Annotated in this window: 24 protein-coding genes and 2 tRNA genes; 10 read left to right on the top strand and 16 right to left on the bottom strand. The window is 67.3% G+C overall.

The window, feature by feature from the left end:
• Nucleotides 1-46 precede the first annotated feature (46 nt).
• The 4 genes from QUC20_RS00130 to pknB are packed head-to-tail and all read left to right on the top strand — an operon-like array spanning nt 47 to nt 6,422.
• Nucleotides 47-1,372: an FtsW/RodA/SpoVE family cell cycle protein gene (locus QUC20_RS00130; RefSeq protein ID WP_289331542.1), complete on the top strand. Its 1,326-nt coding sequence runs from the start codon at nt 47-49 to the stop codon at nt 1,370-1,372.
• On the top strand, nt 1,369-2,826 hold the full coding sequence (locus QUC20_RS00125; RefSeq protein ID WP_289330530.1) for a peptidoglycan D,D-transpeptidase FtsI family protein: 1,458 nt from the start codon (nt 1,369-1,371) through the stop codon (nt 2,824-2,826). The genes QUC20_RS00130 and QUC20_RS00125 overlap by 4 nt, the downstream gene beginning before the upstream one ends.
• On the top strand, nt 2,823-4,661 hold the full coding sequence (locus tag QUC20_RS00120; protein ID WP_289330529.1) for a serine/threonine-protein kinase: 1,839 nt from the start codon (nt 2,823-2,825) through the stop codon (nt 4,659-4,661). The genes QUC20_RS00125 and QUC20_RS00120 overlap by 4 nt, the downstream gene beginning before the upstream one ends.
• A 12-nt stretch (nt 4,662-4,673) precedes the next feature.
• Nucleotides 4,674-6,422 (top strand): Stk1 family PASTA domain-containing Ser/Thr kinase, encoded by a 1,749-nt coding sequence (pknB, locus tag QUC20_RS00115; protein WP_289330528.1) that lies wholly within the window; start codon nt 4,674-4,676, stop codon nt 6,420-6,422.
• 4 nt (nt 6,423-6,426) lie between these two features.
• Here the strand turns inward: pknB and QUC20_RS00110 are convergent, their stop codons facing one another.
• The 4 genes from QUC20_RS00110 to QUC20_RS00095 all read right to left on the bottom strand — a co-directional run bounded on the left by QUC20_RS00110 (nt 6,427) and on the right by QUC20_RS00095 (nt 8,461).
• Nucleotides 6,427-7,053, bottom strand: a complete 627-nt coding sequence (locus QUC20_RS00110; RefSeq protein ID WP_289330527.1) for an anthranilate synthase component II — start codon at nt 7,051-7,053, stop codon at nt 6,427-6,429.
• Nucleotides 7,050-7,208: a hypothetical protein gene (locus QUC20_RS00105; protein ID WP_183045331.1), complete on the bottom strand. Its 159-nt coding sequence runs from the start codon at nt 7,206-7,208 to the stop codon at nt 7,050-7,052. Before QUC20_RS00105 ends, QUC20_RS00110 begins: the two co-directional genes overlap by 4 nt.
• Nucleotides 7,208-7,939, bottom strand: a complete 732-nt coding sequence (locus QUC20_RS00100) for a class E sortase (protein WP_259455295.1) — start codon at nt 7,937-7,939, stop codon at nt 7,208-7,210. Before QUC20_RS00100 ends, QUC20_RS00105 begins: the two co-directional genes overlap by 1 nt.
• A gap of 117 nt (nt 7,940-8,056) precedes the next feature.
• A complete protein-coding gene (locus QUC20_RS00095; protein ID WP_289330526.1) occupies nt 8,057-8,461 on the bottom strand; it encodes a hypothetical protein in 405 nt (134 codons plus the stop codon).
• A 223-nt stretch (nt 8,462-8,684) separates the two neighbouring features.
• On the opposite strand from QUC20_RS00095, the gene QUC20_RS00090 reads away from it, so the two are divergent.
• Complete coding sequence (locus QUC20_RS00090) at nt 8,685-8,924, top strand: cell division protein CrgA (RefSeq protein ID WP_120263910.1); 240 nt, start codon at nt 8,685-8,687, stop codon at nt 8,922-8,924.
• A 75-nt stretch (nt 8,925-8,999) separates the two neighbouring features.
• Here QUC20_RS00090 and QUC20_RS00085 read toward each other — a convergent pair whose 3' ends face one another.
• Together QUC20_RS00085 and QUC20_RS00080 are read right to left on the bottom strand one after the other, a co-directional pair.
• On the bottom strand, nt 9,000-9,899 hold the full coding sequence (locus QUC20_RS00085; protein ID WP_289330525.1) for a rhomboid family intramembrane serine protease: 900 nt from the start codon (nt 9,897-9,899) through the stop codon (nt 9,000-9,002).
• A gap of 7 nt (nt 9,900-9,906) precedes the next feature.
• Complete coding sequence (locus QUC20_RS00080; protein WP_434543648.1) at nt 9,907-10,464, bottom strand: peptidylprolyl isomerase; 558 nt, start codon at nt 10,462-10,464, stop codon at nt 9,907-9,909.
• Nucleotides 10,465-10,556: 92 nt separating this feature from the next.
• On the opposite strand from QUC20_RS00080, the gene QUC20_RS00075 reads away from it, so the two are divergent.
• A complete protein-coding gene (locus tag QUC20_RS00075) occupies nt 10,557-11,135 on the top strand; it encodes a DNA helicase (protein WP_120263913.1) in 579 nt (192 codons plus the stop codon).
• Nucleotides 11,136-11,140: 5 nt separating this feature from the next.
• Nucleotides 11,141-11,626 carry an aminoacyl-tRNA deacylase gene (locus QUC20_RS00070; RefSeq protein ID WP_289330523.1) on the top strand — a complete coding sequence of 162 codons (486 nt, stop codon included), beginning with the start codon at nt 11,141-11,143 and terminating at the stop codon, nt 11,624-11,626.
• 10 nt (nt 11,627-11,636) lie between these two features.
• Here QUC20_RS00070 and QUC20_RS00065 read toward each other — a convergent pair whose 3' ends face one another.
• Nucleotides 11,637-13,043 carry an MFS transporter gene (locus tag QUC20_RS00065; protein ID WP_289330522.1) on the bottom strand — a complete coding sequence of 469 codons (1,407 nt, stop codon included), beginning with the start codon at nt 13,041-13,043 and terminating at the stop codon, nt 11,637-11,639.
• Nucleotides 13,044-13,110: 67 nt separating this feature from the next.
• Between QUC20_RS00065 and QUC20_RS00060 the strand changes: the two genes are divergently transcribed.
• Both QUC20_RS00060 and QUC20_RS00055 read left to right on the top strand, forming a co-directional pair.
• Nucleotides 13,111-13,761, top strand: a complete 651-nt coding sequence (locus tag QUC20_RS00060) for a TetR/AcrR family transcriptional regulator (protein ID WP_289330521.1) — start codon at nt 13,111-13,113, stop codon at nt 13,759-13,761.
• A gap of 131 nt (nt 13,762-13,892) precedes the next feature.
• Entirely contained in the window at nt 13,893-15,005 is a 1,113-nt protein-coding gene (locus tag QUC20_RS00055) for a S1 family peptidase (protein ID WP_289330520.1), read from the top strand.
• Between the two features lie 62 nt (nt 15,006-15,067).
• Here the strand turns inward: QUC20_RS00055 and QUC20_RS00050 are convergent.
• The 9 genes from QUC20_RS00050 to dnaA all read right to left on the bottom strand — a co-directional run bounded on the left by QUC20_RS00050 (nt 15,068) and on the right by dnaA (nt 25,069).
• Nucleotides 15,068-15,140, bottom strand: a tRNA-Ala gene (locus tag QUC20_RS00050).
• A gap of 13 nt (nt 15,141-15,153) precedes the next feature.
• Nucleotides 15,154-15,227, bottom strand: a tRNA-Ile gene (locus QUC20_RS00045).
• A gap of 61 nt (nt 15,228-15,288) precedes the next feature.
• The gene (locus QUC20_RS00040) at nt 15,289-15,693 is read right to left on the bottom strand and encodes a DUF3566 domain-containing protein (RefSeq protein WP_023953427.1); all 405 of its coding nucleotides are present in this window, start codon (nt 15,691-15,693) and stop codon (nt 15,289-15,291) included.
• Nucleotides 15,690-18,269, bottom strand: coding sequence for a DNA gyrase subunit A (gyrA, locus tag QUC20_RS00035; RefSeq protein ID WP_120263918.1), 2,580 nt, complete (start codon nt 18,267-18,269; stop codon nt 15,690-15,692). The genes QUC20_RS00040 and gyrA overlap by 4 nt, the downstream gene beginning before the upstream one ends.
• Nucleotides 18,270-18,302: 33 nt before the next feature.
• Nucleotides 18,303-20,360, bottom strand: a complete 2,058-nt coding sequence (gene gyrB / locus QUC20_RS00030) for a DNA topoisomerase (ATP-hydrolyzing) subunit B (RefSeq protein WP_120263919.1) — start codon at nt 20,358-20,360, stop codon at nt 18,303-18,305.
• 123 nt (nt 20,361-20,483) lie between these two features.
• Nucleotides 20,484-20,972 carry a DciA family protein gene (locus QUC20_RS00025; RefSeq protein WP_120263920.1) on the bottom strand — a complete coding sequence of 163 codons (489 nt, stop codon included), beginning with the start codon at nt 20,970-20,972 and terminating at the stop codon, nt 20,484-20,486.
• Entirely contained in the window at nt 20,959-22,125 is a 1,167-nt protein-coding gene (gene recF / locus QUC20_RS00020; RefSeq protein WP_120263921.1) for a DNA replication/repair protein RecF, read from the bottom strand. Before recF ends, QUC20_RS00025 begins: the two co-directional genes overlap by 14 nt.
• Before the next feature lie 58 nt (nt 22,126-22,183).
• The gene (gene dnaN, locus QUC20_RS00015) at nt 22,184-23,323 is read right to left on the bottom strand and encodes a DNA polymerase III subunit beta (RefSeq protein WP_120263922.1); all 1,140 of its coding nucleotides are present in this window, start codon (nt 23,321-23,323) and stop codon (nt 22,184-22,186) included.
• A 420-nt stretch (nt 23,324-23,743) separates the two neighbouring features.
• Nucleotides 23,744-25,069, bottom strand: a complete 1,326-nt coding sequence (dnaA, locus tag QUC20_RS00010; RefSeq protein ID WP_396652164.1) for a chromosomal replication initiator protein DnaA — start codon at nt 25,067-25,069, stop codon at nt 23,744-23,746.
• Between the two features lie 396 nt (nt 25,070-25,465).
• Between dnaA and rpmH the strand changes: the two genes are divergently transcribed.
• The gene (rpmH, locus tag QUC20_RS00005; RefSeq protein WP_036304730.1) at nt 25,466-25,603 is read left to right on the top strand and encodes a 50S ribosomal protein L34; all 138 of its coding nucleotides are present in this window, start codon (nt 25,466-25,468) and stop codon (nt 25,601-25,603) included.
• The last annotated feature ends 153 nt before the right edge of the window (nt 25,604-25,756 follow it).

Here is a 25,756-nt window from a genome sequence, read left to right as displayed (position 1 = left end):
CGTCTCGGCCGACACCTCGGTCATCAAGGCACTGCGCAAACTGCGGATGCCGCAGACGCAGCGCAACCGCGAGCTCGGCTTGCTGCTCTTCGCGTTCGTGATCAACGCCGCCGCCCTCGCCCTCGTGCAGCTCGGGAAGAACGGGGCGATCGACTCGTCGTTCCTGGTCTACTGCGCCGTGCTCGACGCGCTCGCACTGGCGATCCACGTGGTGCTGCGCCTGCGAGCACGCGACGCCGATCCTTTCGTCGTTCCGATCGCCACCCTGCTGTCGGGCATCGGCATCGCCATGATCTACCGCATCGACCTCGAGGGCACGTCCGAAGGCTGGGACATGCTGGCCGTGCGTCAGATCGTCTGGTGCGCGATCGCCTTGGTGGCCGCGCTCATCGTGGTGATCGCCCTGCGCAACTACCGCGTGCTCTTCCGGTACACGTACGTCTTCGGCTTCGCGGGCATCGCGCTCTTGCTGCTGCCGTTCGTCCCGGGCCTGGGTGTCGAGGCCGGCGCCGACGTGTGGGTGTCGATCGGCGGCATCGTCTCGTTCCAGCCCGGCGAGCTGGCGAAGATCGCCCTGGCGATCTTCTTCGCGGGCTACCTGGTGCGCACGCGCGAGTCGCTCACGTCCGTGGGCACCCGGTTCCTCGGCGTGACGTGGCCCCGGGCACGCGAGCTCGGCCCGGTGCTGGTCATCTGGGCGATCTCGCTGGGCATCATCGTGCTCCAGCGCGACCTGGGCACCGGAACCCTGATCTTCGGCATGTTCATCGCGATGCTCTACGTCGCGACGGGAAAGACCAGCTGGGTCATGATCGGCCTCAGCCTGGTGCTGGCAGGGGTGATCCTCGCCTCGCAGGTGCTGCCGTACGTCAACGGTCGCTTCCAGAACTGGCTGAACCCCTTCGACCCGAACAACGTCGATGCCGCGGGCGGCAGCTTCCAGCTCATCAACGGCCTCTACGGACTCGCCAAGGGCGGGTTCATCGGCACCGGGCTCGGCCAGGGTCGCCCGTGGATGACACCGCTGTCGCAGAGCGACTACATCTTCCCGAGCCTCGGTGAAGAGCTCGGCCTCATCGGCGTCTTCGCTCTGCTGTGCCTCTACATGGTCTTCACGAGCCGCGGCGTGCGCATCGGCCTGGCGGGCCAGGACGACTTCGGCAAGCTGCTCGCGACCGGCCTGTCGTTCACGATCGCGCTGCAGGTGTTCATCATGGTCGGCGGCGTGACCCGGGTCATCCCCCTGACGGGCCTGACGACGCCATTCCTCGCAGCGGGCGGCTCGTCGCTCGTGGCCAACTGGATCATCGTGGCCCTCCTCCTCCGCATCTCGGATGCGGTTCGCTCTCGACCCCGGGTGGTGATCGGATGACCAAGGAACTGCGGCGCCTCAGCTTCGTGATGCTGGCGATGTTCCTCGCGCTGTTCGTCTCGACCAGCTGGATCCAGGTGATCCAGGCCCAGGCGCTGAACGAGAACCCGGGCAACCGGCGGACGCTGTACGACTCGTTCGAGGTTCAGCGCGGGTCGATCATCGCGGGCGGCTCGGTCGTTGCGGCATCCGTGCCGAGCGGCGACATCTACTCGTGGCAGCGCCAGTACACGGATGCCGCCCTGTGGGCGCCCATCACGGGCTGGATCAACCCGGTGCTGGGCTCGTCGACGGGCATCGAGCAGATCATGAACCAGTCGCTCTCGGGCACCGACGACACGCAGTTCCTCGCCCGCCTCGAGCAGATCATCTCGGGTGCACCCGCGCGCGGGTCGAACGTGCTGCTCACGGTCGACCCCAAGATCCAGCAGGCCGCCTTCGACGCCCTGCAGGGGTACGAGGGCGCCGTCGTCGCGAGCGACCCGTCGACCGGACGCATCCTGGCCATGGTGACGAGCCCGAGCTTCGACACCAACCTGCTCGCCTCGCATGATTCCGCCGAGGTCAACGCGGCATACGACCAGCTCGCGGCCGACCCCCTCAAGCCGCTGTTCAACCGCGCCATCGGCGGCGACCTCAACCCGCCCGGATCGACCTTCAAGCTCGTCGTGGCCTCGGCCGCACTGTCGTCAGGCAAGTACACGCCCGACTCGACGTTCCCCAACCCCGCGACCTGGACGATCCCCGGCACGAGCAACACGCTCCACAACTTCGACCTCGGCACCTGTGGCCCCGGCGACACGGTCACCCTGGCGACCGCGCTCCGACTCAGCTGCAACATCCCGATGGCCGAGCTCGCGGTCGAACTCGGCGACGACGCCATCCGCGAAGAGGCCGAGAAGTTCGGGTTCAACAGCGAGATGGAGATCCCGCTCCCGGCGGCCGCGTCCGAGTACCCCCGAGGACTGAACGACGCCCGCACGGCGCTCTCCGGCTTCGGTCAGGGGGACGTCGTCGCGACGCCGCTGCAGATCAACCAGGTCTCGGCCGGCATCGCGAACGGCGGCATGGTGATGAAGCCGCAGCTGCTCGACTCCGTCGTCGCACCAGACCTGACGGTGCAGGAGAAGTTCGAGCCGAGCGAGTTCGGACGTGCGCTCAGCACGGATGTCGCCGAGCAGATGCGAACCCTCATGGTCGCCAATGTCCGTGATGGTGCGGCGAGCGGTGCAAGAATAGACGGCGTCGATGTCGCCGGAAAAACGGGCACTGCGGAGCACGGTCCAGGCGATCCGTACACGTTGTGGTTCACCGGCTTCGCGCCGGCGGATGACCCCCAGGTGGCCGTCACAGTGATGGTCGAGAACGGGGGCGGCCAGGGGCAGGCCGGGACGAGCAGCGGGATCGCAGCCCCCATTGCGAAGAAGGTTATCGAGGCGGTGCTGAACAGATGAGACCCATGCAAGGCGTGAGCTTCGGCGGGCGTTACGAACTGGATTCGCGGATCGCGATCGGCGGTATGGGCGAGGTGTGGGAAGCCACTGACCACGTCATCGGCCGCACGGTGGCGATCAAGATCCTCAAAGACGAGTACATGGGTGATCCCGGGTTCCTCGAGCGCTTCCGCGCCGAGGCCCGTCACGCTGCACTCGTGAACCACGAGGGCATTGCGAGCGTCTTCGACTACGGCGAAGAGAACGGCAGCGCGTTCCTGGTCATGGAGCTCGTCCCCGGCGAGGCGCTGTCGACCATCCTCGAGCGCGAGGGCTCGCTGTCGTCGGACAAGACGCTCGACATCGTCGCCCAGACCGCATCGGCGCTGCAGGCTGCGCACGCGGCTGGCCTCGTACACCGCGACATCAAGCCGGGAAACCTTCTCATCACCCCCGACGGCCGCGTGAAGATCACCGACTTCGGCATCGCGCGCATCGCCGATCAGGTGCCGCTGACAGCGACCGGTCAGGTCATGGGCACGGTGCAGTACCTCTCCCCCGAGCAGGCCTCGGGGCACCCGGCATCCCCGGCGACCGACATCTACTCGCTCGGCATCGTCGCGTACGAGTCCGTCGCGGGCAAGCGTCCGTTCACGGGTGAGTCGCAGGTCGCGATCGCCATGGCGCAGATCAACGAGCAGCCTCCGCCGCTGCCTGCGACCGTTTCCGACCCGGTGCAGAGGCTCATCCTCGCGATGATCGCGAAGAAGCCCGATGACCGTCCGGCATCCGCGTCGGCCGTCGCACGGGCGGCATCCGCCCTCCGCCGCGGAGATCTGGCCGCGGCTCACGCTGCGGTCCCGGCGATCGCGGCCGGCGCCGGCACGAGCGACATGACGCAGCTGTTGCCCTCAGAGGGAGGCGACACCGCGACTCTGCTGCTGCCGGCAGGCGCTGCGGCGGCCGGTGCCGGGCTCGCCGCTGCGGGCGCTGCAGGCGCCGGGTCGGACGCCGCGGCTGCCGACGCCGATCTCAACGAGACGCCCAAGCGCAAGCGCAGCCGGTGGACCTGGCCTCTCGTCGCGCTCATCGCGCTGCTCGTGATCGTGCTCGGCGGCACGCTCTTCGCGCTGCTCTCCGGCGGCGGTGACCCCGAGCCCACTCCCTCGACCCCGAGCAACTCGGCACCGTCCGCCCCCGCCGATACGCCCTCGGCGCCGGCGACCCCGAGCACCCCGACGTCGATCAACGTCGACGGCCTCGGCCTCACCGGCCGTTCGTGCGAAGACGCTCTCGCCGTCGCCGAGCGCGCCGGCCTCGAGAACGTCACCTGCGCTCCCGGCAACCCCGCTCCGAGCGAGGATCAGGTCGGCCAGGTCTACGACGTCGTCCCGCTCGGCAACGTCAAGCCCACCGATTCGGTGACCCTGACGTCGTACGCCGAGCAGAGCCCGCTCGAGGCGCCGGCCGCACCGACCATCCAGTCGAACGGGCAGACCGTCACCAGCGTCACCGCGGGCTCGACCGTGCAGGTCATGTGGTCGAGCTACACGTGCCCCGCGGGTCTGACCCCGTCGGAGTACCGCTTCACGGTCTCGGGCGGCACGTTCGCCAACGGCCAGACCACGTCGAGCTTCAGCCTCAACCAGCGCCCGGCTCCGGTCACCGTCGGAGACTCCGGAGCCCTTTCGGTCACGTACACCGTGACGTGCGCGGGTGAGAGCGGCGACCGCACGTCGCCCGCCTCTTCCGAGGCGGCCGCCACGATTCAGACGGCGCCGTCGCCGACCCCCAGCCAGAACGGCAACGGCGGCAGCAACGGCGGCGGAAACGGCAACGGCGGAAGCAACAACTGACCGAGTTCGACCATGAGTCCAACATCCGAGTACGAGTCGAACGCAGGGAGTGACGTGTCGGCAGAGCAACGTGTGCTGTCAGGGCGCTACCGCATCGACGAGCCCATCGGGCGCGGCGGCATGGCGAGCGTGTATCGAGGGTACGACGTCACCCTCGGGCGAGACGTTGCCATCAAGGTGCTCAAGCGCGAGCTGGCCGACGACGCGGGCTTCCGCATGCGGTTCAGGCTCGAGGCACAGGCGGCGTCGCGCATGGCGCACCCGTCGATCGTGCGGGTGTTCGACGCGGGTGAGGACACCGAGACCGACCCGGACGGCAGCGAGCATTCGGTGCCGTACATCGTCATGGAGCTCGTGACCGGACGCCTGCTCAAAGACATGGTCGACGCCGGGCCCATCGCCGAGGCGGATGCGGTGCGCTACGTCGACGGCATCCTCGAGGCCCTCGAGTACTCGCACCGCGCCGGGGTCGTTCACCGCGACATCAAGCCCGGGAACGTCATGATCACCGACGCGGGGGCCGTGAAGGTGATGGATTTCGGCATCGCACGCGCAGTGTCCGACTCGTCGTCGACGGTCGCCGAGACGACCGCGATCATCGGCACGGCCGCCTACTTCTCTCCCGAGCAGGCCAAGGGCGAGCCGGTCGACGCGCGCGCCGACCTCTACTCGACCGGCGTCGTTCTCTACGAGCTGCTGACCGGGCGCGCGCCCTTCCGCGGCGAGACGCCCGTGGCCGTCGCCTACCAGCACGTCAGCGAGGCGCCGCTGCCGCCGTCGGAGATCTCCGACGAGGTGCCGCGCGCGCTGGATGCCGTCGTGCTGCGGGCCCTCGCGAAGAGCCCCTTCCAGCGGTTCCAAGACGCCACGGAGTTCCGGGCCGCCCTCGAGCAGGCCGTCGGCGGCAAACAGCCGACGAAGCGTCAGATGGGCGCGCTCGCTAGCGAGCTCTACGGACCCGACCCGCGACATGCAGCCGAGACGGCACGCTCGCTTCGTCAGCTCAGCACCGACAACACCATGCGGCGGACGCAGTCCGGTCCCCCGGTCAGCTGGATCTGGGCCGGCGTCGCGGTGCTCGCGGCGCTGCTCATCGCGGTGCTCATCTGGGTGCTGGCCTTCCGCGACGCGGGCACGACCGTCCCCAGCACGTCGCGCGTCGTGCCCGAAGTCGCCGGCAAGTCGTGGGACCTCGCGGAGAACCTCATCGCGGAAGCCGAGCTGAATCCCGTCCGCTCAGACCGCAGCGACGACACGGTACCGGCGGGCGACGTCATCGACACCGAGCCCGCCGCCGGCATCACCCTGTCTCCCGGACAGCGTGTGACGGTGTACGTGTCGACGGGTCAGGAGATGGCCACGGTCCCGCCCTTGCAGAACCTCTCTCGCACGGAGGCGACCGAAGCGCTGCAGCGTGCCGGTCTGCAACTGGGCACCGTACGCTCGCGCAACGACCCGACCCTGCCTGCCGGCACGGTCATCGAGGCCTCGGCGCCGGAGGGCTCTGCGCTCGCCATGGGGTCGTCGGTCAACCTCGTCGTCGCGAGCGGCACCGTGACTCTCGTCGATCTCACCGGATACACGGTCGAGGCCGCCGAGCGCGAGCTGCAGCAGGAGTCACGGCAACTGGTGCCCGAGGTGGTCGAAGACCCGGGCTGCGCCGCGGCCGCGGGAGGACGAACCGTCTCATCGCAGTCGCTCGCGCCGGGAGAAGTGCCGATCGGGTCGACCGTCACACTCCGGGTCTGCACCGGAAGCTGAGGACTCACCTCCGATGCGGATGCAACCGCGCGCCGCGTAGTGCCGCGCCCGCTAGCCCTGCCGACTCGAGCCAGTTGCCGAGCATCCGATAGCCGCCGTCGGTCAACACGGACTCGGGGTGGAACTGCACACCGACGATCGGCGCGTCACGATGTGCGATCGCCATGACCGTGCCGCCCGCAGTCCGAGCGGTCACCCGCAGCTCGTCGGGGACGGTCTCCGCATGCACCGCAAGCGAGTGATACCTGCCTGCCGTGAACGTCGTGGGCACCCCTTCGAAGAGGAATGACCCGTCATGCCGAACGTCAGAGGTCATGCCGTGCATGAGTTCCGGCGCTTCCGTCACGGTCGCACCGAACGCGACCGCGATGGCTTGATGCCCGAGACACACCCCGAGTAAGGGGATCGCGGATGCCGCCGCCGCGCGCACGACGTCGATCGAGGCGCCGGCGCCCTCGGGGGTCCCCGGGCCGGGTGAGACGAGGATGCCGTCGAAGCCCGCGATCGCGCGCGACAGATCGGCCACGGCATCCGATTCCACCATCTCGGTCTCGGCCCCGAGCTCGTGGAGATACCCGACGAGAGTGTGGATGAAGCTGTCGTGATTGTCGATCACGAGAACGGCGGTCACCCGACCGTCGACTCCTCGCCGGGGGCGAAGAACGGCGCGACGGCGGGGAACACCCAGAAGAACAGCGCGTAGACGACGGCGGCCGCGAGAATGAGGAGGAAGACGACCCGGAGCCACCAGGGACCGGGCAGAACTCGCCACAATGCTCCGTACATCAGGCGGGGGCTCCCTCTGTCAGCGATGCCGGCGGACCCGCCGACGTCGGGGTGAACTCTTCGAACACCGCGTACGAGATGATGCGTTCGAGCATGTTGAGCTTCGGCGCGCAGCTCGTCAGGGTGAGGTACTTGCCGTTGGCGCTGAGGTCGACCTGCTGCGGAACAGGGTTGAGCACTTCGATCGCGGTGTCCTGCACGTACTCGACGTTGCGGAAGCGGTAGGTGTACCAGCCGTCCTGGGTCTGGATGACGATCGCATCGCCGACCACGAGGCGGTCGACGGGGTCGAAGGGAGCACCGGAGGTCCATCGGTGTGCCGCGACGGCCATGTTGCCGTCCGCGCCCGGCATCGCCGATCCCTCGTAATGACCGATGTGTCCCTTGTCGAGGATCGCCTTCTTCCCCGTGCCGTTCGCGATCGTGAACTGCCAGTCGGGGCCGAAACGCGGGATGTACATGACGCCGAACTCGGCGCCCTGCTCGGGCTCGGCGAGAACCGGGATGGCGGCGGGGCCGGGAGTCTCGGGATCGCCTGCGGGAGTCTCGCTGGGCGTGGGCGACTCCTGTGCCTGTGCCTGTGCCTGCCACTGCTGCGAGAGCGCCTGCGCCTCGGCCTGTTTCTGCGAGCCGATGATCATGTCGCCGAACCACATCTGCCAGCTCACGAAGAGCAGCATCACGACGCCGGCCGTGAGAAGGAGCTCACCGAACACGCTGATGACGCTCACACGACGTCGCGGGCGCGACTGCGAGCGACGTGAGCGTCTGGTCGACGTACGGGTGCTCTCCACAATCGCCGAGTTTATCCTTCGGCCCTGGGGGTGGTCGCAGAGAAGACCTCCATTTCACCCGACCACCGACGGGCGGGTGAACCGGGTGAATCGTTGCCGACGCGTTTCGGATCGCTTCTGCGGTTCGGCGTGCTCGCTCGCCGTATCCCGGTTCGCGGTATCGGCATCGACGAGCCCGCGGACCGAACCCGGGGTCGGGAGATCTATCCAAAGCCGGATGCTACCGGTTCTGACGCCGGCGCCGTTCACCACGGCCGCGCCGCCGATGTGGTCGAGCAGAGGATGCATCTCGGCCGCGACCGGCTCGGGCAGATACCCGACGCCGCGACCGTTCGAGAAGACGGCGACGTTGCCGCGTCCGCGAGACGCGTCGACCTCGGTGCGCAGAACGTAGGTACGCGGGCGACGGGTCTGACGCTCCCGGTCGTTCACGAGATAGTGGGTGCGCTCCAGTCTCACCGCGCGAGACGGTAGCTGTCGCAGATCAGGAAGATCGTCGTGCCGCCTCACTCGACCGGTGAATGCGTGTACGACCTGTTCCCACCATGCGGGCATGTCGGCCCCTCTCGATTCGGCATGCCATCACCGGAGCGGAGCACGTTCCCACTCTCCCACGGCGGCCTGTGGGAGACCTGACCGGCGGAGCCGGGGAGACCCGGGGTCCGGCGGCTAGGATTCTCCCATGGCATCTTCGAGCGACCACGACGACCCGACCGTGGAGCGACGCCCCGCAGATGACGCACCTAACCCGGTCTGGTTCAAGCCGATCATGCTGGGGCTGATGCTCATCGGACTCGTGTGGGTGCTCGTCTTCTACCTCAGCAGCTCCACGCTGCCCGTGCCCGGCATCGGCGGGTGGAACCTGGTGATCGGTTTCGGCATCGCCTTCGTGGGATTCCTCATGACCACGCGGTGGCGCTGAGCGCCATCCACATGGGGTGAATCACACCGGTGTGATTCCATCCCCACCTGGGGATAGACCTGTGGATAACTTTCGTCAGTACAGCGCGAGCGGCACCGCGAGCAGGGCGATCAGCCCGACGGCTGTGGCGCCGAGCAGCCAGATCTGCAGGCGCTGACGGCGGATCGTGCGCGTGCGCGCATAGATGAGTCCGACCAGCGCGCCCACCGCGAGGCCGCCCACGTGCGCCTGCCATGAGATCTGGACACCGCCACCGCCACCGAGCCCGCTCGTGAGAAGCGGCAAGAAGGTGATGACGAGATTGATGCCGAGGACGACGGCGATACCGGTGATGTTCGCCCCGATATGGCGACCGATCACGAGCAAGGCGCCGAAGAGGCCGAAGATGGCACCCGAGGCTCCGACGACAGCCGACGTGAAGCCGAACAGCACGACGGCGACGGATCCCCCGAGGCCGCTGAGCAGATAGAGCCACACGAAGCGACCGCGTCCGAGCATCGGTTCAAGGCTGCGCCCCAGCATCCAGAGCGCGAGCATGTTGAGCCCGACGTGCCAGAATCCGCTGTGCACCAGCAGCACCGTGAACAGGCGCCACGGCTCGAATGATCCTGTGAACGACGGGTAGAGCAGAGGCGGGATGAGCGCGAGCGCCTGCTTCACCATCAGCCCCGCGCCCGGGATGAGCCCGACGACGAAGGCGAAGAACGTCACGCCGATGATCGCGTAGGTGGCCAGCGGGCGCGAGTCGTCGGAGCGCACCGCGCGGAGGATGCGCGGTGCGCGGCGGGGACGTGGCGCGCCCGAGCTCTTCTGCTGATCACGCAGACATTCGGGGCAGATCACACCGACGGGCATCTGCGTCTGGCATTCCGCGCAGATGGTGCGCAGGCACCGTTGGCAGAGCACGAAGCTCTGCCGGTCGGGATGCCGGTAACAGAAGTTGTCGGGATTGCTCCGCAGCTCGGACGCGCTCACGTAGCGCTCAGACCGCCGCGACGTCGATCGACGAGATGACGACGGCGTCGACCGGACGGTCCTGTGCGCCGGTCTTCACCGCGGCGATCGTGTCGACGACCTGACGCGACGCGTCATCCGCCACCTCACCGAAGATGGTGTGCTTGCCCTGGAGCCACGGGGTGGGGTCGGTCGTGATGAAGAACTGCGACCCGTTCGTGCCCTCGGCCTTGCCGGTGATCGCGTTGCGGCGCAGACCCGCGTTCGCCATGGCGAGGATGTAGGGCTTCTGGAAATCCAGCTCGGGGCTGATCTCGTCGTCGAAGTTGTAGCCGGGGCCGCCGATGCCCTGTCCGAGCGGGTCGCCGCCCTGGATCATGAAGTTCGGGATGATGCGGTGGAAGATGACGTTCGTGTAGAGGGGGCCCTCACCGGGCCGGCCCGTCGCGGGGTCGGTCCACTCCTGCGAACCGTCCGAGAGGCCGATGAAGTTCTTCACCGTGCGGGGGGCCTGGTCGCCGAAAAGGTTGACGACGATGTCGCCGTGGTTGGTGTGGATCGTCGCTACTGCAGTGTGCTGAGGCATGTGTGCCATTCTCGCACCTGTCAATGCCCTGCTGGCTGGAGCGCACTCTGGCAAGATGAGGGAAAACGTCCCACGATGCAGGGAGGGCCCACGTGAGCCTCAGCCGCAAGCGCAAGAAGCAACTCCGCAAGCTCCAGAAGCAGGCGAACACCCTGTGGGAGTCGCAGCAGGTCCTGATGGGAGAGGCCGCCAAAGTCGCACGCGACGCCGGCCACCAGCTGGGCCACTACAACCGCGAGCACGTCAAGCCCGCCGTCCAGAACACCTATGAGCAGTACGCCGCGCCGTACGTCGACAAGAGTGTTCGCGCGACCCGCAAGGTCTACAACGGTGCCCTCATTCCGGCCGCCGGTGCCGTCGTGGGCGGCGCCCTGTCGGTGTGGGATGCGGCGAACGACACCCGTGGTCGCCTCGCCCATGGCCGCGGCGTCGACCTCGATCTGTCGTCGGTGAAGAAGAAGGCCGCTAAGTACGGCAAGAAGGCGACCAAGAAGATCCAGTCGCGCGCCTCGCTCCCCGAGCCGAAGAAGAAGCGCGGCGCCGGTGGCGTCATCGCTCTGATCCTCGGTGTGGCCGCTGCAGCCGGCGTGCTGTACGCCGCATGGCAGACGCTGCGCGCCGACGACGAGCTGTGGGTTGCCGACGACCCGCTGCGCGCTCCCGACGCCTGAATCGGATGACCGAAGATCTCGAGCCCACGTCTCGTGTCCGCCTCGCAGCGGCCGAGCGTGGGCTCGATGTCGTCGTACGCCCGCGCCCCGACGCGCGCAGCCTCGACGAGGCTGCCGCGCTCCTCGGACTCGAGCCCGACGACATCGTGAAGACCCTCGTCGTCAAGCGCAGCGACGACACGTACCTGTTCGCGCTCGTCCCCGGCGATCGGGTGATCTCGTGGCCGAAGCTCCGCGCCCTCGTCGGCGTGAACAAGCTCCGGCTACCCGAGCCCGAGCTCGCCCTCGCGGCGACCGGCTACGAGCGCGGCACGATCGTGCCGATCGGCAGTACCCACGACTGGCCGGTCTTCGCCGATTCGTCGATCGTGGGTCGACGGATCGCGATGGGTGCCGGTGCGCACGGTTACAGCCTGTTCGTCGACGCCGATGCCCTGGTCGCCGCGTACGGCGCGACCGTCGCCGACATCACCGAGCAGCGATCGCGCTGACCCAGCCCCGTCACCGAGCGGCGGGCCGTAGCCGACCGGCGAGCACGATGGTGATGGCCGCGAGAGCGGCGGTCGCCGCGAACACGGTGGCGATCGCGGCCGGCAGGCGGTCGGCGGCTCCCGTCGCCGACGCGACGATCGCGCCGCCGATGCCCGCGACGAGGGCGGTGGCGAGGGTCTGCGCCAGCTGCAGCGCGCTGCTCACCTGTCCCTGCTGCCCTTCGGCCGCCTGCTCCATCGTGTCCGTCGTCGACGCATTGAAGGCGATACCCATCCCCAGTCCACCGACGGCCCAGCCGGCGATCGCGATCCAGGCGGGAACCGCGTCGACGAGGGCGGTGACGGCGATCGTCAGGGTGCCCAGCAGCAGGATGATCGCTCCCATCGCGACGGCCCTCGAGCGGCGGCGCCCCTGATGGCGACGGTCCCACCGGGCCTGGAGCAGAGAGCCCGCCACCCAGGTCAGCGCGCCCGCGGAGAGCGCCAGCCCCGCCGCCGCCGGCGTCTGCCCTCGCAGTTCCTGGAAAGCCAGCGGCAGGAACGCCTCGCTGCCGAAGTAGGCGCCGCTGAGCAGCAGGCGCACGATGACGCCCGCGCCGAGACCCGGGCGCGCCGACAGAGTTCCCTCGGGCGTGACTCGACGGAACGACGAAAGCGCGACCAGAAGGCCGACGATCACACCGGCCGCCGTCAGCGCGAGGTTCCCGAACAGGAGAGCCTGGAGCAGAAGCGCGGTTCCCAGCGTGAGCAGGAGCGAACTGGCCAGGGGCCCGCGCCACCACCGCACTCCCCCATCCGAAGCCGTTTCGGCGCGGCCCGGTCCGGCATCCGTCATCCGGCGCAGGCGCGGAAGCGTGAGCGCCATCGCGGCGACGATCAGCGGCACCATGGCAACGAACACCCAACGCCAGCCCACGAGGTCGGCGGCGAGCCCCGCCAGCAGTGGCCCGACGAGCGAGGGAATCGTCCACGCCGATGACAACAGCGCGAACATCTGGCCTCGCAGCACTTCCGGGTATGCGCGCCCGATGACGGTGTAGCTCGCGGCCATCACCGCACCGACGCCGATTCCCTGGACCACCCGACCCACCAGGAAGAGCGGCCATGATCCGACGGCACCCGCGATCACGCAGCCCGCGAGGAACACGAGCATGCCGATCATCAGGGGACGTGACACTCCTCGGCGATCCGCCATGTGGCCCGCGCCGACGGTGCCCATGATGTTCGCGAGCATGAGCGCCGAGAGCCCCCACCCGTAGGCAGCGAGTCCATCGAGATCGCGCGCGATCACCGGCAGCACGGTCGCGACGCCGAGCGACTCGAACGCGACCATGCCCACGGAGAGCAGGATGCCCGCTGTCAGCGCGCGGTGTCGGTCGTCGAGGACTCCGACTCGACTCCCCCGGTCTTCCGTCATGTCTCATCCCTTCGACGCCGTAATACATTCGATAGTAGAACATAATTTAAACCGGTACCGTTGCGTCATGGTCCCGACGACAGACGACGGCCACGGCAACCGCCCCGGTCGAGGCCGGCCCCGCGATCCGCGTATCGACGAGGCGATCCGCCGCGCGACGCTCGACGTCCTCTCCGAGCGCGGTTACAGCGGCTTGACGCTCGAAGACGTCGCCGCACGCGCGGGCACGAACACCCCGGCGCTGCGTCGGCGGTGGCGGTCGCGACAGCACCTCATCGTCAGCGCGCTCCTGGATCGACTGGGCGCGGCACCCACTCCCGACACCGGCTGCACCCGGTGCGATCTCATCGAGGGAATCGGCTCCCTCAGCCCGTCGTTCGGCGACGAGATCGGGCGGTCGGTTCTGCCGGCGCTCGTGGCGGACCTCGCTCTCGATCCCGAGCTCGAGAAGGAGTTCTTCGACAGGCTGTTCCACCCGCGCCGGGCCTCCAGCGAAGCTGCGCTGCGGCGAGGTATCGAGCGCGGCGACATCCGGGCCGACATCGACGTCCCGCTCATCCTCGATATGCTCGCAGCGCCGATCTACTACCGGATGCTGTTCGGACACCTGCCGGTGACGCCGACGCTGGCCGAGGATGTCGTGACTGTGGTGATGGATGGGATCACCACGGGGTCGGACACGGCACGCGCGACGAGAGCCGACCACACGCACGCCTGATTTTCTTCGATTGTTGCGAGGCTTGTTACATTCCGTCCAAGTTTCGCGACGGGGCCTTCGCAAATCGCCCTGGGGCTGCTTTGATGCCAGTGGGTACCCACCATTCATTCCCCCCGATGGAAGGACATCCCATGAGATCACCGACCCGTTCGGCCCTGGGCATCGCCGCCCTGAGCCTGGCATTCACGAGCATCATGACCGCTCCGGCATCTGCGCAGACGCCCAGCCCAGACGACGGGGCCGGGCAGGTTGATCCTGGCCTGCTCTCTGCGATGGCTGAAGAGCTCGGCACCGACACTGCCGGAGCCCTCGACGTCCTGGCGTTCCAGGACACCGCGAACGCCACGACCGCAACAGTCGCCGACGAGACCGGGGCAGCCTACGCGGGCTCCTGGCTCGACGAGTCGACGCGGACCGTCTACACCGCAGTGACGACCACCGACGCTCGGCACGCCGCCGAAAGCGCGGGGGCCGTTCCCGTCGAGGTCGCGTACTCGATCGATGACCTGGAAGCGATCTCCGCTCGTCTGGCCGAGATCGTCACCGATGCGGACGTCACCTCGTGGTGGATCGACGTGACCACGAATCAGGTCGTCGTCGAGGCCCTCGGCGACACGGCGGCATCCGAGGTCGCCGCGCAGATCGGCGCCCCGGCCGACGCAGTGCGCGTGGAGACCACCGCCGAGGCCCCCGAGACGTTCGCGACGATTCAGGGCGGGATCGCCTACACGATCAACGGAACGTCTCGCTGCTCCGTCGGGTTCGCGGTCGAGGGCGGGTTCGTGACCGCCGGTCACTGCGGGCGAGCGGGCGCGTCGACGAACTACGGCACGTTCCGTGGCTCGAGCTTCCCCGGCGATGACTACGCCTGGGTCGCGACGCCCTCGCACACCCCCGTCGGGACGGTCTCGGACTACGCCGGTGGCGCTGTCGCCGTCTCCGGCTCCACTCCTGCGGCGGTGGGTGCGACGGTCTGCCGCTCCGGTTCCACGACCGGCTGGCATTGCGGCCAAGTGCAGGCCTACAACAGCAGTGTGCGCTACTCGGAGGGCACGGTGTCGGGCCTCATCCGCACGTCCGTCTGCGCCGAGCGCGGCGACTCGGGCGGCTCGCTGCTCGCCGGAAACCAGGCGCAGGGCGTCACGTCCGGTGGCTCGGGCAACTGCAGCACCGGAGGAACGACCTATTTCCAGCCGGTCAACGAGATCCTGCAGGCGTACGGCTTGAGGCTGCTCACCCGCTGACACCAGCGCGAACACAGCGAAACCGGGTATCCGTTCTGAACGGATACCCGGCTTCTCGTCTGTGGAGCCTAGGAGATTCGAACTCCTGACATCCTGCTTGCAAAGCAGGCGCTCTACCAGCTGAGCTAAGGCCCCGAGGGATTCGGGGTGGGGCTACCAGGACTTGAACCTGGGACCTCTTCATTATCAGTGAAGCGCTCTAACCGCCTGAGCTATAGCCCCGTACCGACGCGCTTCACGCGCCGGCAGCCTCCAAGACTTTACCCGATGAATCGGGAATCTACTAATTGGAGGTGAAGCCGACGAGCAGCCCGCCGGTGACCTTGACCATCACGTTGTAGATGCCGGCGACGACCGCGCCGAGCACCGTGATGACGATGAGATTGAGGATGGCCACGACGGCCGCGAAGGCCATGACCTGCGGCAGGTTCAGGAACTGCTTGATCGAGAAGTCACCGTTCGAGAACGCCACGAACAGCTCGTCCACCCGGTCGATGAGACCGGTGGTGCTGAGCACCATGAAGACGAGGAAGGTGGCGACGACCGTGACGATCGCCAAGGCCACAGCTGCGAGGAACGACAGCTTCACGGCCGACCAGAAGTCGACGTAGACGAGGCGCAGGCGCACCTGCTTGGCGCTGGTCTTGCTCGTGGATTTCTTGGCGAGTTTGTCGGCGACCGTGCTCATGCGTCAGAACCACTCTCTTCGGTATCCGCGGACGGGGGTGCATCCGGGGCGGGGGCATCCTCGGATGCCGCGTCTTCGGTCAGTCCTCGCTCGCCGTTCCGGGCGATGGCGAGGATGCGGTCGTCGTCACCGAACCGAGCGAAAACGACGCCCATGGTGTCGCGACCCTTGGCCGGGACCTCGGCCACGGAGGAGCGTACCACCTTGCCGCTGGCAAGAACCACGAGGACCTCGTCGGTCTCCGACACGATGAGACCGCCCGCGAGGACCCCTCGATCGTCGTTCAGTTTGGCCACCTTGATGCCCAGACCCCCGCGGCTCTGAGTGCGGTACTGGTCGACCGAGGTGCGCTTGGCGTAGCCGCCGTCGGTGACGACGAACACGTAGCCCTCGTCCCGCACAACGGACGCCGAGAGCAGGCTGTCGTCCTCGCGGAACGACATGCCCTTCACGCCCTCGGTCGAACGACCCATCGGACGCAGTGCGTCGTCGGTGGCCGAGAAGCGGAGCGACATGCCCTTGCGTGTGATGAGCAGAAGGTCGTCGCCCTCATCGACGAGGAGAGCGCTGACCAGTTCGTCGCCGCCGGTCTCATCGTCCTGGCCACGGAGCCGGATCGCGATGACACCGCCCTGACGGTTCGTGTCGTACTCGGTGAGCGCCGTCTTCTTGACCTTGCCGTCGCGGGTCGCGAGCACGAGGTACTGGGCTGCGGAGTAGTCGCGGATGTCGAGGATCTGGGCGATCTCCTCGCCCGGCTGCAGAGCGAGGAGGTTCGCGACGTGCTGACCCTTCGCGTCGCGGCCGGCCTCGGGCAGCTCGTACGCCTTGGTGCGGTACACGCGGCCCTTCGTCGTGAAGAACAGCAGCCAGTGGTGCGTCGTCGTGACGAAGAAGTGCTCGACGACGTCATCCGCGCGCAGCTGCGCGCCCTTGACGCCCTTGCCGCCGCGGTGCTGCGAACGGTAGTTGTCGCTGCGCGTGCGCTTGATGTAGCCGTCACGGGTGACGGTGACCACCATCTCCTCTTCCGGAATGAGGTCTTCCATCGACATGTCGCCGTCGAACCCGTGGAGGATGTGGGTGCGCCGCTCGTCGCCGTACTTGTCGACGATCGCGGTGAGCTCCTCGGCGATGATCGACCGCTGGCGCGCCGGGGTCGCGAGGATGTCGTTGAGGTCGGCGATCTTCAGCTCGAGCTCGGTCGCCTCGTCGATGATCTTCTGACGCTCGAGCGCCGCCAGGCGGCGCAGCTGCATCGACAGGATCGCGTCGGCCTGCACCTCGTCGATGTCGAGCAGGCTCTTGAGGCCCTCGCGCGCTTCATCGACCGTGGGGGAGCGGCGGATGAGGGCGATGACCTCGTCGAGGGCGTCGAGCGCCTTGAGGTAGCCGCGCAGGATGTGCATGCGCTTCTCGGCCTCGTTCAGGCGGTAGCGCGTGCGGCGGACGATGACCTCGATCTGGTGGGTGATCCAGTGCGAGATGAAGCCATCGAGGGGGAGCGTGCGGGGCACACCGTCGACGATCGCCAGCATGTTGGCGCCGAAGTTCTCCTGCAGCTGCGTGTGCTTGTACAGATTGTTCAGCACGACCTTCGCGACGGCGTCGCGCTTGAGCACCACCACGAGGCGCTGGCCGGTGCGGTCGCTCGTCTCGTCGCGGATGTCGGCGATGCCGGTGATCTTGCCGTCACGCGCGAGGTCGCGGATCTTCAGCGCGACGTTGTCGGGGTTCACCTGATAGGGCAACTCGGTGATCACGAGGCAGTTGCGGCCCTGGATCTCCTCGACCTCGATGACGGCACGCATCGTGATCGAGCCACGCCCGGTGCGATAGGCCTCGCGGATGCCCTTCGTACCGAGGATCTGCGCGCCCGTGGGGAAGTCGGGGCCGTGGATGCGCGACATGAGCGCTTCGAGCAGCTCCTCGCGCGACGCCTCCGGGTTCTCGAGCGACCACAGCGCGCCTTCGGCGACCTCGCGCAGGTTGTGCGGGGGGATGTTCGTGGCCATGCCGACGGCGATGCCGACCGAACCGTTGACCAGCAGGTTCGGGAAGCGCGAGGGCAGGACGACCGGCTCCTGGGTCTTGCCGTCGTAGTTGTCCTCGAAATCGACGGTGTCCTCGTCGATGTCGCGGACCATCTCCATCGCGAGGGCCGCCATCTTGGTCTCGGTGTAGCGGGGGGCAGCAGCACCCTGGTTGCCGGGCGAGCCGAAGTTGCCCTGACCGTCGGCGAGCGGGTAGCGCAGCGACCACGGCTGCACGAGGCGCACGAGGGCGTCGTAGATCGCGCTGTCGCCGTGCGGGTGGTACTGACCCATGACCTCGCCCACGACGCGGGCGCACTTCGAGTAGCTCTTGTCGGGACGGTATCCACCGTCGTACATGCCGTAGATGACACGGCGGTGGACGGGCTTGAGGCCGTCCTCGACGCGAGGCAGCGCGCGCCCCACGATGACGCTCATCGCGTAGTCGAGGTAGCTCCGCTGCATCTCGACCTGGAGGTCGACCTGGTCGATGTTGCCGTGGTTGTGGGCAGGAGTGAGGTCGGGACGTTCTTCGTCAGACATGCGTTCTCAGTTTCTCGATGTCGCTCGGCTCGATCAGATGTCGAGGAAGCGGACGTCCTTGGCGTTGCGCTGGATGAAGGTGCGGCGAGACTCGACGTCTTCACCCATGAGCACCGAGAAGATCTCGTCGGCAGCGGCTGCGTCGTCGATCGTCACCTGGCGCAGGGTGCGGGTGCTGTGGTCCATCGTCGTCTCCCACAGCTCCTTCGGGTTCATCTCACCGAGACCCTTGTAGCGCTGGATACCCGACTCCTTCGGGATGCGCTTGCCGTTGGCGAGGCCGTCGGCGAGCAGCGCGTCGCGCTCCTTGTCGCTGAACACGTACTCGTGATCCGCGTTGGTCCACTTGAGGCGGTAAAGCGGCGGCATCGCGAGGTAGACGTAGCCGGCTTCGATGAGCCCGCGCATGTAGCGGAAGAGAAGCGTCAGCAGCAGCGTCGTGATGTGCTGACCGTCGACGTCGGCGTCGGCCATCAGGACGATCTTGTGGTACCGCGCCTTCTCGACGGCGAAGTCCTCGCCGATGCCGGTACCGAACGCCGAGATGATCGCCTGGATCTCGTTGTTGCCCAGAGCACGGTCGAGCCGCGCCTTCTCGACGTTGAGCACCTTGCCGCGCAGCGACAGGATCGCCTGCGTCTCGGGGTCGCGACCCCGCACGGCGGAACCACCGGCGGAGTCACCCTCGACGAGGAAGATCTCGGAGATCGACGGATCCTTGCTCGTGCAGTCCTTGAGCTTGTCGGGCATGGATGCCGATTCGAAGACGCTCTTCCGGCGGGCCGTCTCGCGCGCCTTGCGCGCGGCGAGACGCGCGGTAGCGGCATCCACGGCCTTCATGATGACGCGCTTGGCCTGAGCGGGGTTGCGGTCGAGCCAGTCGGTGAGCTGATCGCCGACGATCTTCTGGACGAACGCCTTCGCCTCGGTGTTGCCGAGCTTCGTCTTGGTCTGACCCTCGAACTGGGGCTCGGACAGCTTGACGGAGATGACCGCGGTGAGACCCTCGCGGATGTCGTCGCCCGTGAGGTTGTCGTCCTTCTCCTTGAGGAGGCCCTTGTCGCGCGCATATGCGTTGACACGCGTGGTCAGCGCGGCGCGGAAGCCCTCTTCGTGCGTGCCGCCCTCGTGGGTGTTGATCGTGTTCGCGAAGGTGAAGACGTTCTCGGTGTAGCTCGTCGTCCACTGCATCGCGAGCTCGAGCGAGATGTGGCGCACGGTGTCTTCGGACTCGATCTCGATGATCTCGTCGTTGACGACCTCGCTCTTGCGCAGCTTGTTCAGATACTCCACGTAGTCGACGAGCCCGCGCTCGTAGAGGAAGTCGTCGTGACGCTGCTGCGACTCGGATCCGCCCTCGTCGAGGTCGACGACCACGGACGCCTCGGGACGCTCGTCGGTGAGCGTGATGCGGAGGCCCTTGTTGAGGAACGCCGTCTGCTGGAACCGCGTGCGAAGCGTGTCGTAGTCGAACGAGGTCGTCTCGAAGATGTCACCGTCGGGCCAGAAGGTGACCGTCGTACCGGTGGCTTCGCTGTCCTCGCCCTTCGCCAGCGGGGCCTGGGGCTTGCCGCCATCGGCGAACGTCTGACGCCACACCGAGCCCTGTCGCTTGATCTCGACCTCGAAGCGCGTGGACAGAGCGTTGACGACCGACGATCCGACGCCGTGGAGTCCACCCGAAACCGCATAGCCGCCGCCGCCGAACTTTCCCCCGGCGTGCAGCACGGTGAGCACGACCTCGACGGTCGACTTCGTCGGGTCGGACGCGTGCGGATCGACCGGGATGCCGCGGCCGTTGTCGACGACGCGCAGGCCGCCATCTTCGAGGATCGTCACGTGGATCGTGTCGCAGTAGCCGGCCAGCGCCTCGTCGACCGCGTTGTCGACGATCTCGTAGACGAGGTGGTGCAGGCCGCGCTCACCGGTGGATCCGATGTACATTCCCGGACGCTTCCGAACCGCCTCGAGGCCTTCGAGCACCTGGATCGCGTCGGCGCCGTACTCGTTGGGGACCTTGGTGGAGGTCACTTCAGCCGTGTCGGGGGTTTCGGGGTCTTCGGGAACGCTGTCGGGATTCTGAGACGTCATAGGTTTCGAGCGCTCCACATCGGTTCGGTCAGTCCCGTCCAGTCTACCCTTTCGGGCGCTCTCACGCGGCGCTCAGCGCCCGTATGGCGAGCGAAAGTCGGATTCGACGACTGGGGACGTGGCTCAACCGTAGGTATCGCGAGGGCCACGGCCTGGAACGGCTCTGGGGCCCCATTTCCAGGAGGGGACGTCCGGGCCCACAAAACGCACCGACTGCACTCCCGACTGTGGGAACGCTTTCACGAGCTGCGTGGTGATGACCGTGCGCATGAGATGGAGGTTCTTCGCCCACGCCGTCGAGTCGCACTGCACGGTGAGCACGCCGTCGGACAGCGCCACCGGCGACGCATGACGCGCGGTCTCCTCGCCGGCGACCTCCGCCCACCGCAGCACGAGGTCTTCGCGCGAGAGCTGGGCGTCCCATCCGGCCTGGCGTGTGAGGTCGGCGATCACGTCGCCGAGTCCCTTCGGGTCACGCCCCGAGGTGAACGGCTGATTCTCATCGTCATCGGACCGCTGCCTGCGACGCTTCTTCCACCGACCCGACGGCTCGAGCCCGCGCAGGCGGAGGTACGTGGAGATCGTCTCGGGCGCCTCGTCAGGAGGAAGCATCGTCGTCCTCATGGAGTGTTCCCGCCTCGACTCGCACGGTACGGGCGCGCAGAGCGAGAGGGACGTCTTCGGCGACCGCGGCCGTCACGATCACCTGCTCGTAATCGGCGACGATCCCGGCCAGTCGGGCGCGACGGTCGGCGTCGAGCTCGGCGAACACGTCGTCGAGGATGACGATCGGGTCACCGAGGGCGGACTCGGCGCGCAGCAGCTCTGCCGACGCGAGCCGGAGCGACAACGCGACCGACCACGACTCTCCGTGCGAGGCGTAGCCCTTCACGGGCAGATCGCGGATGCGGAGGATCAGGTCGTCGCGGTGCGGCCCGACGAGAGTGATCCCGCGGTCGAGCTCTGCGCTGCGACGGTCGGCGAGGGCCGTGCGGAAGAGCTGCTCGATCGCGGCTGCGTCGGCTACGCCCGCGTCGGCGGGGGAGTCGTCCTCTTCGGGATCGGCGCCGCCGACGGAGAGCGCCCACTGGAGCTGGGGACGGTGATCGGCGCCGGCGATGGCGGCATAGGCGCGCGCGACCGGGCCTGCGAGCTCAGCGGCGAGTCGGAGACGCGCACGGATGACGTCGGTGCCCAGTGCGACGAGCTTGTCGTCCCAGACCTCGAGCGTCGAAAGACCCTCGCCTCGGATGCCGCGCGCCCGCGCCGATTTGAGCAGCGCGTTGCGCTGCTTGAGCACACGGTCGTAGTCGGCGAGGACACCGGCGAGACGCGGTGCGCGCTGGATGAGGAGCTGGTCGGCGAAGCGACGCCGGGCGGACGGGTCGCCGCGGACGATCTGCAGATCCTCGGGGGCGAAGAGCACCACCTGCGCATAACGGGGGAGCTCAGCGGTTCGCACCGGCGATCCGTTGACGCGCGCCTTGTTCGAGCCCGACCGATTGAGCTGGGCCTCGAGCTGAACTCGGCGCTGCCCGTGGGCCAGTCGGGCCCGGACGAAAGCGGCATCCGCACCGTCGCGCACCATCGGTGCATCCTGCGACACCCGGTGGGAGCCGAGAGTCGCGAAATATCCGATCGCCTCGGCGAGGTTGGTCTTGCCCTGGCCGTTGCGTCCGACGAATACGTTCGCTCCGGGAGCGAGGGAGAGCTCGGCGGCCGCATAGTTGCGGAAATCCACCAGGCTCAACTGCTCCACGATCATCAGATCACCCTAGTTCTCGTCTCCGACAGTCCCACCGCGGTGGTCGCGCTCGGGACGATCAGCGGAGGAGGAGGTTCGGCTGCAGGAGGTACTTGAACGATTCGACGCCACCCGAGGTCTGCGGGGTGATGAGGATCGGGCTGAGCTTGTTGGCGTTCTCACTCGACGTGAAGGTGACGCGCGTGAACTCGCTCTTGACCGCCGCGAGCGCTTCGAGCAGGTACTGCGGGTTCAGGCCGATGACGACCTCCTCACCCGTCAGCGTCGCATCGACCGATTCGGTCGCGCGTGCCTGCTCGGTGCCGGACGCGTCCATCGAGACACCGTCGGCGCCGAACGTGAAACGAAGCGGGGCCGAGCGGTCGAGCACGAGTGCGACACGGCGCACGGCCTCGATCAGCTCACCGGTGTTCACGACGGCGTGGTGATCGGTCGCCTCAGGGAAAAGCCGCCGGACCGGGGGGAAGTTGCCCTTGATCAGCAGCGACGTGACGGTCTTGTTGCCAGCGGTGAACGCGATGATCTCGCGGTCGCCCGAACCCGAGAACGACACCGTGATGTCACCGGAATGGGCGAACGTCTTGCCGACCTCGGTCAGCGTGCGTGCCGGTACCAGCGCGGTCGTCGTGTTCTCGTCGGCGACGATGCCGCTGTCGAACGGGATATCGCGGAGAGCGACGCGGTACCGGTCGGTGGCAACCAGGCTCAGCTGGGTGCCGCTCACCTCGAGCTGCACACCCGTCAGTACCGGGGTCACGTCATCGCGCGACGCCGCGAAGGCGACCTGCGAGATCGCGGTGGCGAAGTCTTCAGCCGGGACGACACCGGATTCGCCCGAGACCTCGGGGATCGCGGGATATTCCTGCACCGGCATCGATGCGAGCGTGAAGCGCGCAGACCCGCAGGTGAGCAGGATCCCTTCGTCATCGACGGCGATCTGGATCGGCGCGTTCGGCAGACGGCTGGCGATCTCCGACAGCAGACGTCCGTGTACGAGGATCGTGCCCGGCTCGTCGACGGTCGCCTCGATCGTCGTGCGAGCGGATGCCTCGTAGTCGAAGGCCGACAGCGAGAGACCCGCATCGGTGGCTTCGATCAGCACACCCGCGAGGATCGGCTGCGGGTTGCGCTGGGGGAGGAGCTTCACGACGAACGACACAGCCTCGCTGAAGACGTCGCGATTGACCTGGAACTTCACTGGCGCTCCCTTGTCGTGGATGAAAGCTCTCCCATGCTAGTGCCCAAGTCGAGCGGTTCCCGAAGCACCCCGTCGACGGACCCCGACGGGGTCGAGGTGATCGAATCGCAAATTCTCTAGATGTAACTGTCTTCTTCATCTCCGCTGTGGAAACTGTGGACAACTCCAGCGATGCCAGTCGGCAGAGGGGAACCACACGTTTGTAACTTGTGAGCCGGCTGCGGATGACCGTGGGAGGACGGCGAGGCGCGTCGATGCGACTCCGAGGCGCGATCCACAGGGGATGTGTGATTCGTTCACAACTGTTCGACGAGGAATCGAAGTTATCCACAGGTTTTCCACACTGTGCAGAACGGCATGATGGGCCGTCATCGGGGCGCTGTCAAGCTGAGCCCGTAGGACGGGCTCAGCGAGGGGCGCTCAGCGACGGCCGAGCTGCGATGTGATCTCGGAGACCTGGTTGTAGATCGAGCGGCGCTCCTTCATGAGCTCGCTGATCTTCTTGTACGCGTACATCACCGTCGTGTGGTCGCGGTTGCCGAAGAGCTGACCGATCTTGGGCAACGACAGGCTCGTGCGCTCGCGGCAGAGGTACATCGCGATCTGCCGTGCGGTGGCCACCGCCTGCGAACGGCTCGATCCGTACAGGTCGTCGACGGACAGGCGGAAGTACTGTGCGGTCGCGGTGATGATGTCGGTGGGGGAGATGACGTTGGCGTCATCCTGATCGACGATGTCGCGCAGCACGGTCTGCGCGAGTGAGATGTCGAGGTTCGAACGGTTGAGGCTCGCGAAGGCCGAGACGCGGATGAGGGCGCCCTCGAGCTCGCGGATGTTCGACGACACCTTGGTGGCGATGTACTCCAGGACGTCGTCGGGTACGAGGAGGCGCTCGGACTGGGCCTTCTTCCGCAGGATCGCGATGCGGGTCTCGAGGTCCGGCGCCTGGACGTCGGTGATCAGACCCCACTCGAAGCGGCTGCGCATGCGGTCCTCGAAACCGGTGAGGTGGCGAGGGGGGACGTCGCTTGTGATCACGACCTGCTTGTCGTGGTCGTGGAGGGTGTTGAAGGTGTGGAAGAACGCTTCCTGTGTCTCGGCGCGGCCCTGCAGGAACTGGATGTCGTCGATCAGGAGGATGTCGACCTCGCGGTAGCGCGCCTGGAACGCGGATCCGCGGTTGTTCGCGATCGAGTTGATGAAGTCGTTCGTGAACTCTTCACTCGAGACGTAGCGGACGCGGATGCCGGTGTAGAGGTTGAGGGCGTAGTCGCCGATCGCATGGAGCAGGTGCGTCTTGCCGAGTCCGGAGTCGCCGTAGATGAACAGCGGGTTGTAGGCCTTGGCCGGAGCCTCTGCCACGGCGACGGCCGCTGCGTGGGCGAAACGGTTCGACTGTCCGATGACGAAGTTGTCGAAGGTGTACTTCGGGTTCAGTCGCGTGTCGTGGCGGGACGTCGAGACGGGAGCCTCGACGTACTCCTCGCCGGCGGGACGCAGCGGAGCCGGCGCAGCCGCCGACTGCACCGGGATCGGCGCGGTCAGGTGAGCGTCGGCGAGCTCGGGGTTCACGACGATGCGGTAGCTCGAGGCCCCGGGCTCGACATGGACGTGAGCGAGGGCCTCCATGATGGGCTGACGCAGTCGCTTGTTGAGCTGAGCCGCGGTCAGGTCGTTCGGAACGTCGAGGTAGAGCGTTCCTCCCATGACCCCCTGGGCGACGGCGAGACTCAGGAAGCCCTGCATCTGCGGGGTGACCCGGTCATCGTCGGCGAGCAGGTCGAGGACCGCGTTCCACACCGGTACGTCCGGGAGATCGTGCTGAGCCAAGAGTTCCCCCGCGGATGATCGATGCTTGTCCACACAGCTACGCGCCAAACTGGGGATAGCTGTGGATAACTGCCCGTGACACGCTAGTCATGCGGTGTCGGGAGCGCCAAATCCACTGTAGTTCCGGCCCGCGTGTCGCCGCCAGGGCCTGTGTACAGCGGTGGATAATTGCGGGTTCCCATCGCTTCGGTTTGAGTTACAGGAAATCGCGACGTACCCTTAGTCGGTTGACTTATGCCCGCGAGGGCAGTCCTGTACCCCTGTGTCCCCGGTCTGAAGCGTTCCGGTGACCGCCGATCCGGAGTGATCCCTATGAGCAAGCGCACGTTCCAGCCCAACAACCGCCGCCGCGCCAAGAAGCACGGCTTCCGCGCCCGCATGCGTACCCGCGCGGGTCGCGCCATCCTGTCGGCTCGCCGCGGCAAGGGCCGCACCGAGCTGTCGGCCTGACACAGCCTCTTCTGTGCTGGCGCGCGGAAACCGGATCACGCGCGGGGCGGATTACAAGGCCGTCGTCCGCGGGGGTGCTCGCTGTGCCGGTGCGCACACCGTGACCTACGTGGTGTCCACCGGTGAGAGCCGTGCTCCCCGGTTCGGTTTCAT

Source organism: Microbacterium arborescens, from assembly GCF_030369635.1.
Taxonomy (GTDB): domain Bacteria; phylum Actinomycetota; class Actinomycetes; order Actinomycetales; family Microbacteriaceae; genus Microbacterium.
Note: the sequence above shows the minus strand (reverse complement) of the source record. Positions and strands in the feature narration are given on the sequence as shown.

Bases quoted from the DNA above. Each gene is read 5' to 3' on its own strand.
- QUC20_RS00090 (WP_120263910.1), top strand. From the start codon at position 8,685: ATGGCATCTTCGAGCGACCACGACGACCCGACCGTGGAGCGACGCCCC.
- recF (WP_120263921.1), bottom strand. From the start codon at position 22,125: ATGATCGTGGAGCAGTTGAGCCTGGTGGATTTCCGCAACTATGCGGCC.
- QUC20_RS00060 (WP_289330521.1), top strand. From the start codon at position 13,111: ATGGTCCCGACGACAGACGACGGCCACGGCAACCGCCCCGGTCGAGGC.
- QUC20_RS00025 (WP_120263920.1), bottom strand. From the start codon at position 20,972: ATGCTTCCTCCTGACGAGGCGCCCGAGACGATCTCCACGTACCTCCGC.
- QUC20_RS00065 (WP_289330522.1), bottom strand. From the start codon at position 13,043: ATGACGGAAGACCGGGGGAGTCGAGTCGGAGTCCTCGACGACCGACAC.
- QUC20_RS00080 (WP_434543648.1), bottom strand. From the start codon at position 10,464: ATGCCTCAGCACACTGCAGTAGCGACGATCCACACCAACCACGGCGAC.
- QUC20_RS00125 (WP_289330530.1), top strand. From the start codon at position 1,369: ATGACCAAGGAACTGCGGCGCCTCAGCTTCGTGATGCTGGCGATGTTC.
- gyrB (WP_120263919.1), bottom strand. From the start codon at position 20,360: ATGACGTCTCAGAATCCCGACAGCGTTCCCGAAGACCCCGAAACCCCC.
- QUC20_RS00040 (WP_023953427.1), bottom strand. From the start codon at position 15,693: ATGAGCACGGTCGCCGACAAACTCGCCAAGAAATCCACGAGCAAGACC.
- QUC20_RS00130 (WP_289331542.1), top strand. From the start codon at position 47: ATGCCGCAGACGCAGCGCAACCGCGAGCTCGGCTTGCTGCTCTTCGCG.
- QUC20_RS00105 (WP_183045331.1), bottom strand. From the start codon at position 7,208: ATGTACGGAGCATTGTGGCGAGTTCTGCCCGGTCCCTGGTGGCTCCGG.
- QUC20_RS00120 (WP_289330529.1), top strand. From the start codon at position 2,823: ATGAGACCCATGCAAGGCGTGAGCTTCGGCGGGCGTTACGAACTGGAT.
- QUC20_RS00055 (WP_289330520.1), top strand. From the start codon at position 13,893: ATGAGATCACCGACCCGTTCGGCCCTGGGCATCGCCGCCCTGAGCCTG.
- rpmH (WP_036304730.1), top strand. From the start codon at position 25,466: ATGAGCAAGCGCACGTTCCAGCCCAACAACCGCCGCCGCGCCAAGAAG.
- pknB (WP_289330528.1), top strand. From the start codon at position 4,674: ATGAGTCCAACATCCGAGTACGAGTCGAACGCAGGGAGTGACGTGTCG.
- dnaA (WP_396652164.1), bottom strand. From the start codon at position 25,069: ATGCAGGGCTTCCTGAGTCTCGCCGTCGCCCAGGGGGTCATGGGAGGA.
- gyrA (WP_120263918.1), bottom strand. From the start codon at position 18,269: ATGTCTGACGAAGAACGTCCCGACCTCACTCCTGCCCACAACCACGGC.
- QUC20_RS00070 (WP_289330523.1), top strand. From the start codon at position 11,141: ATGACCGAAGATCTCGAGCCCACGTCTCGTGTCCGCCTCGCAGCGGCC.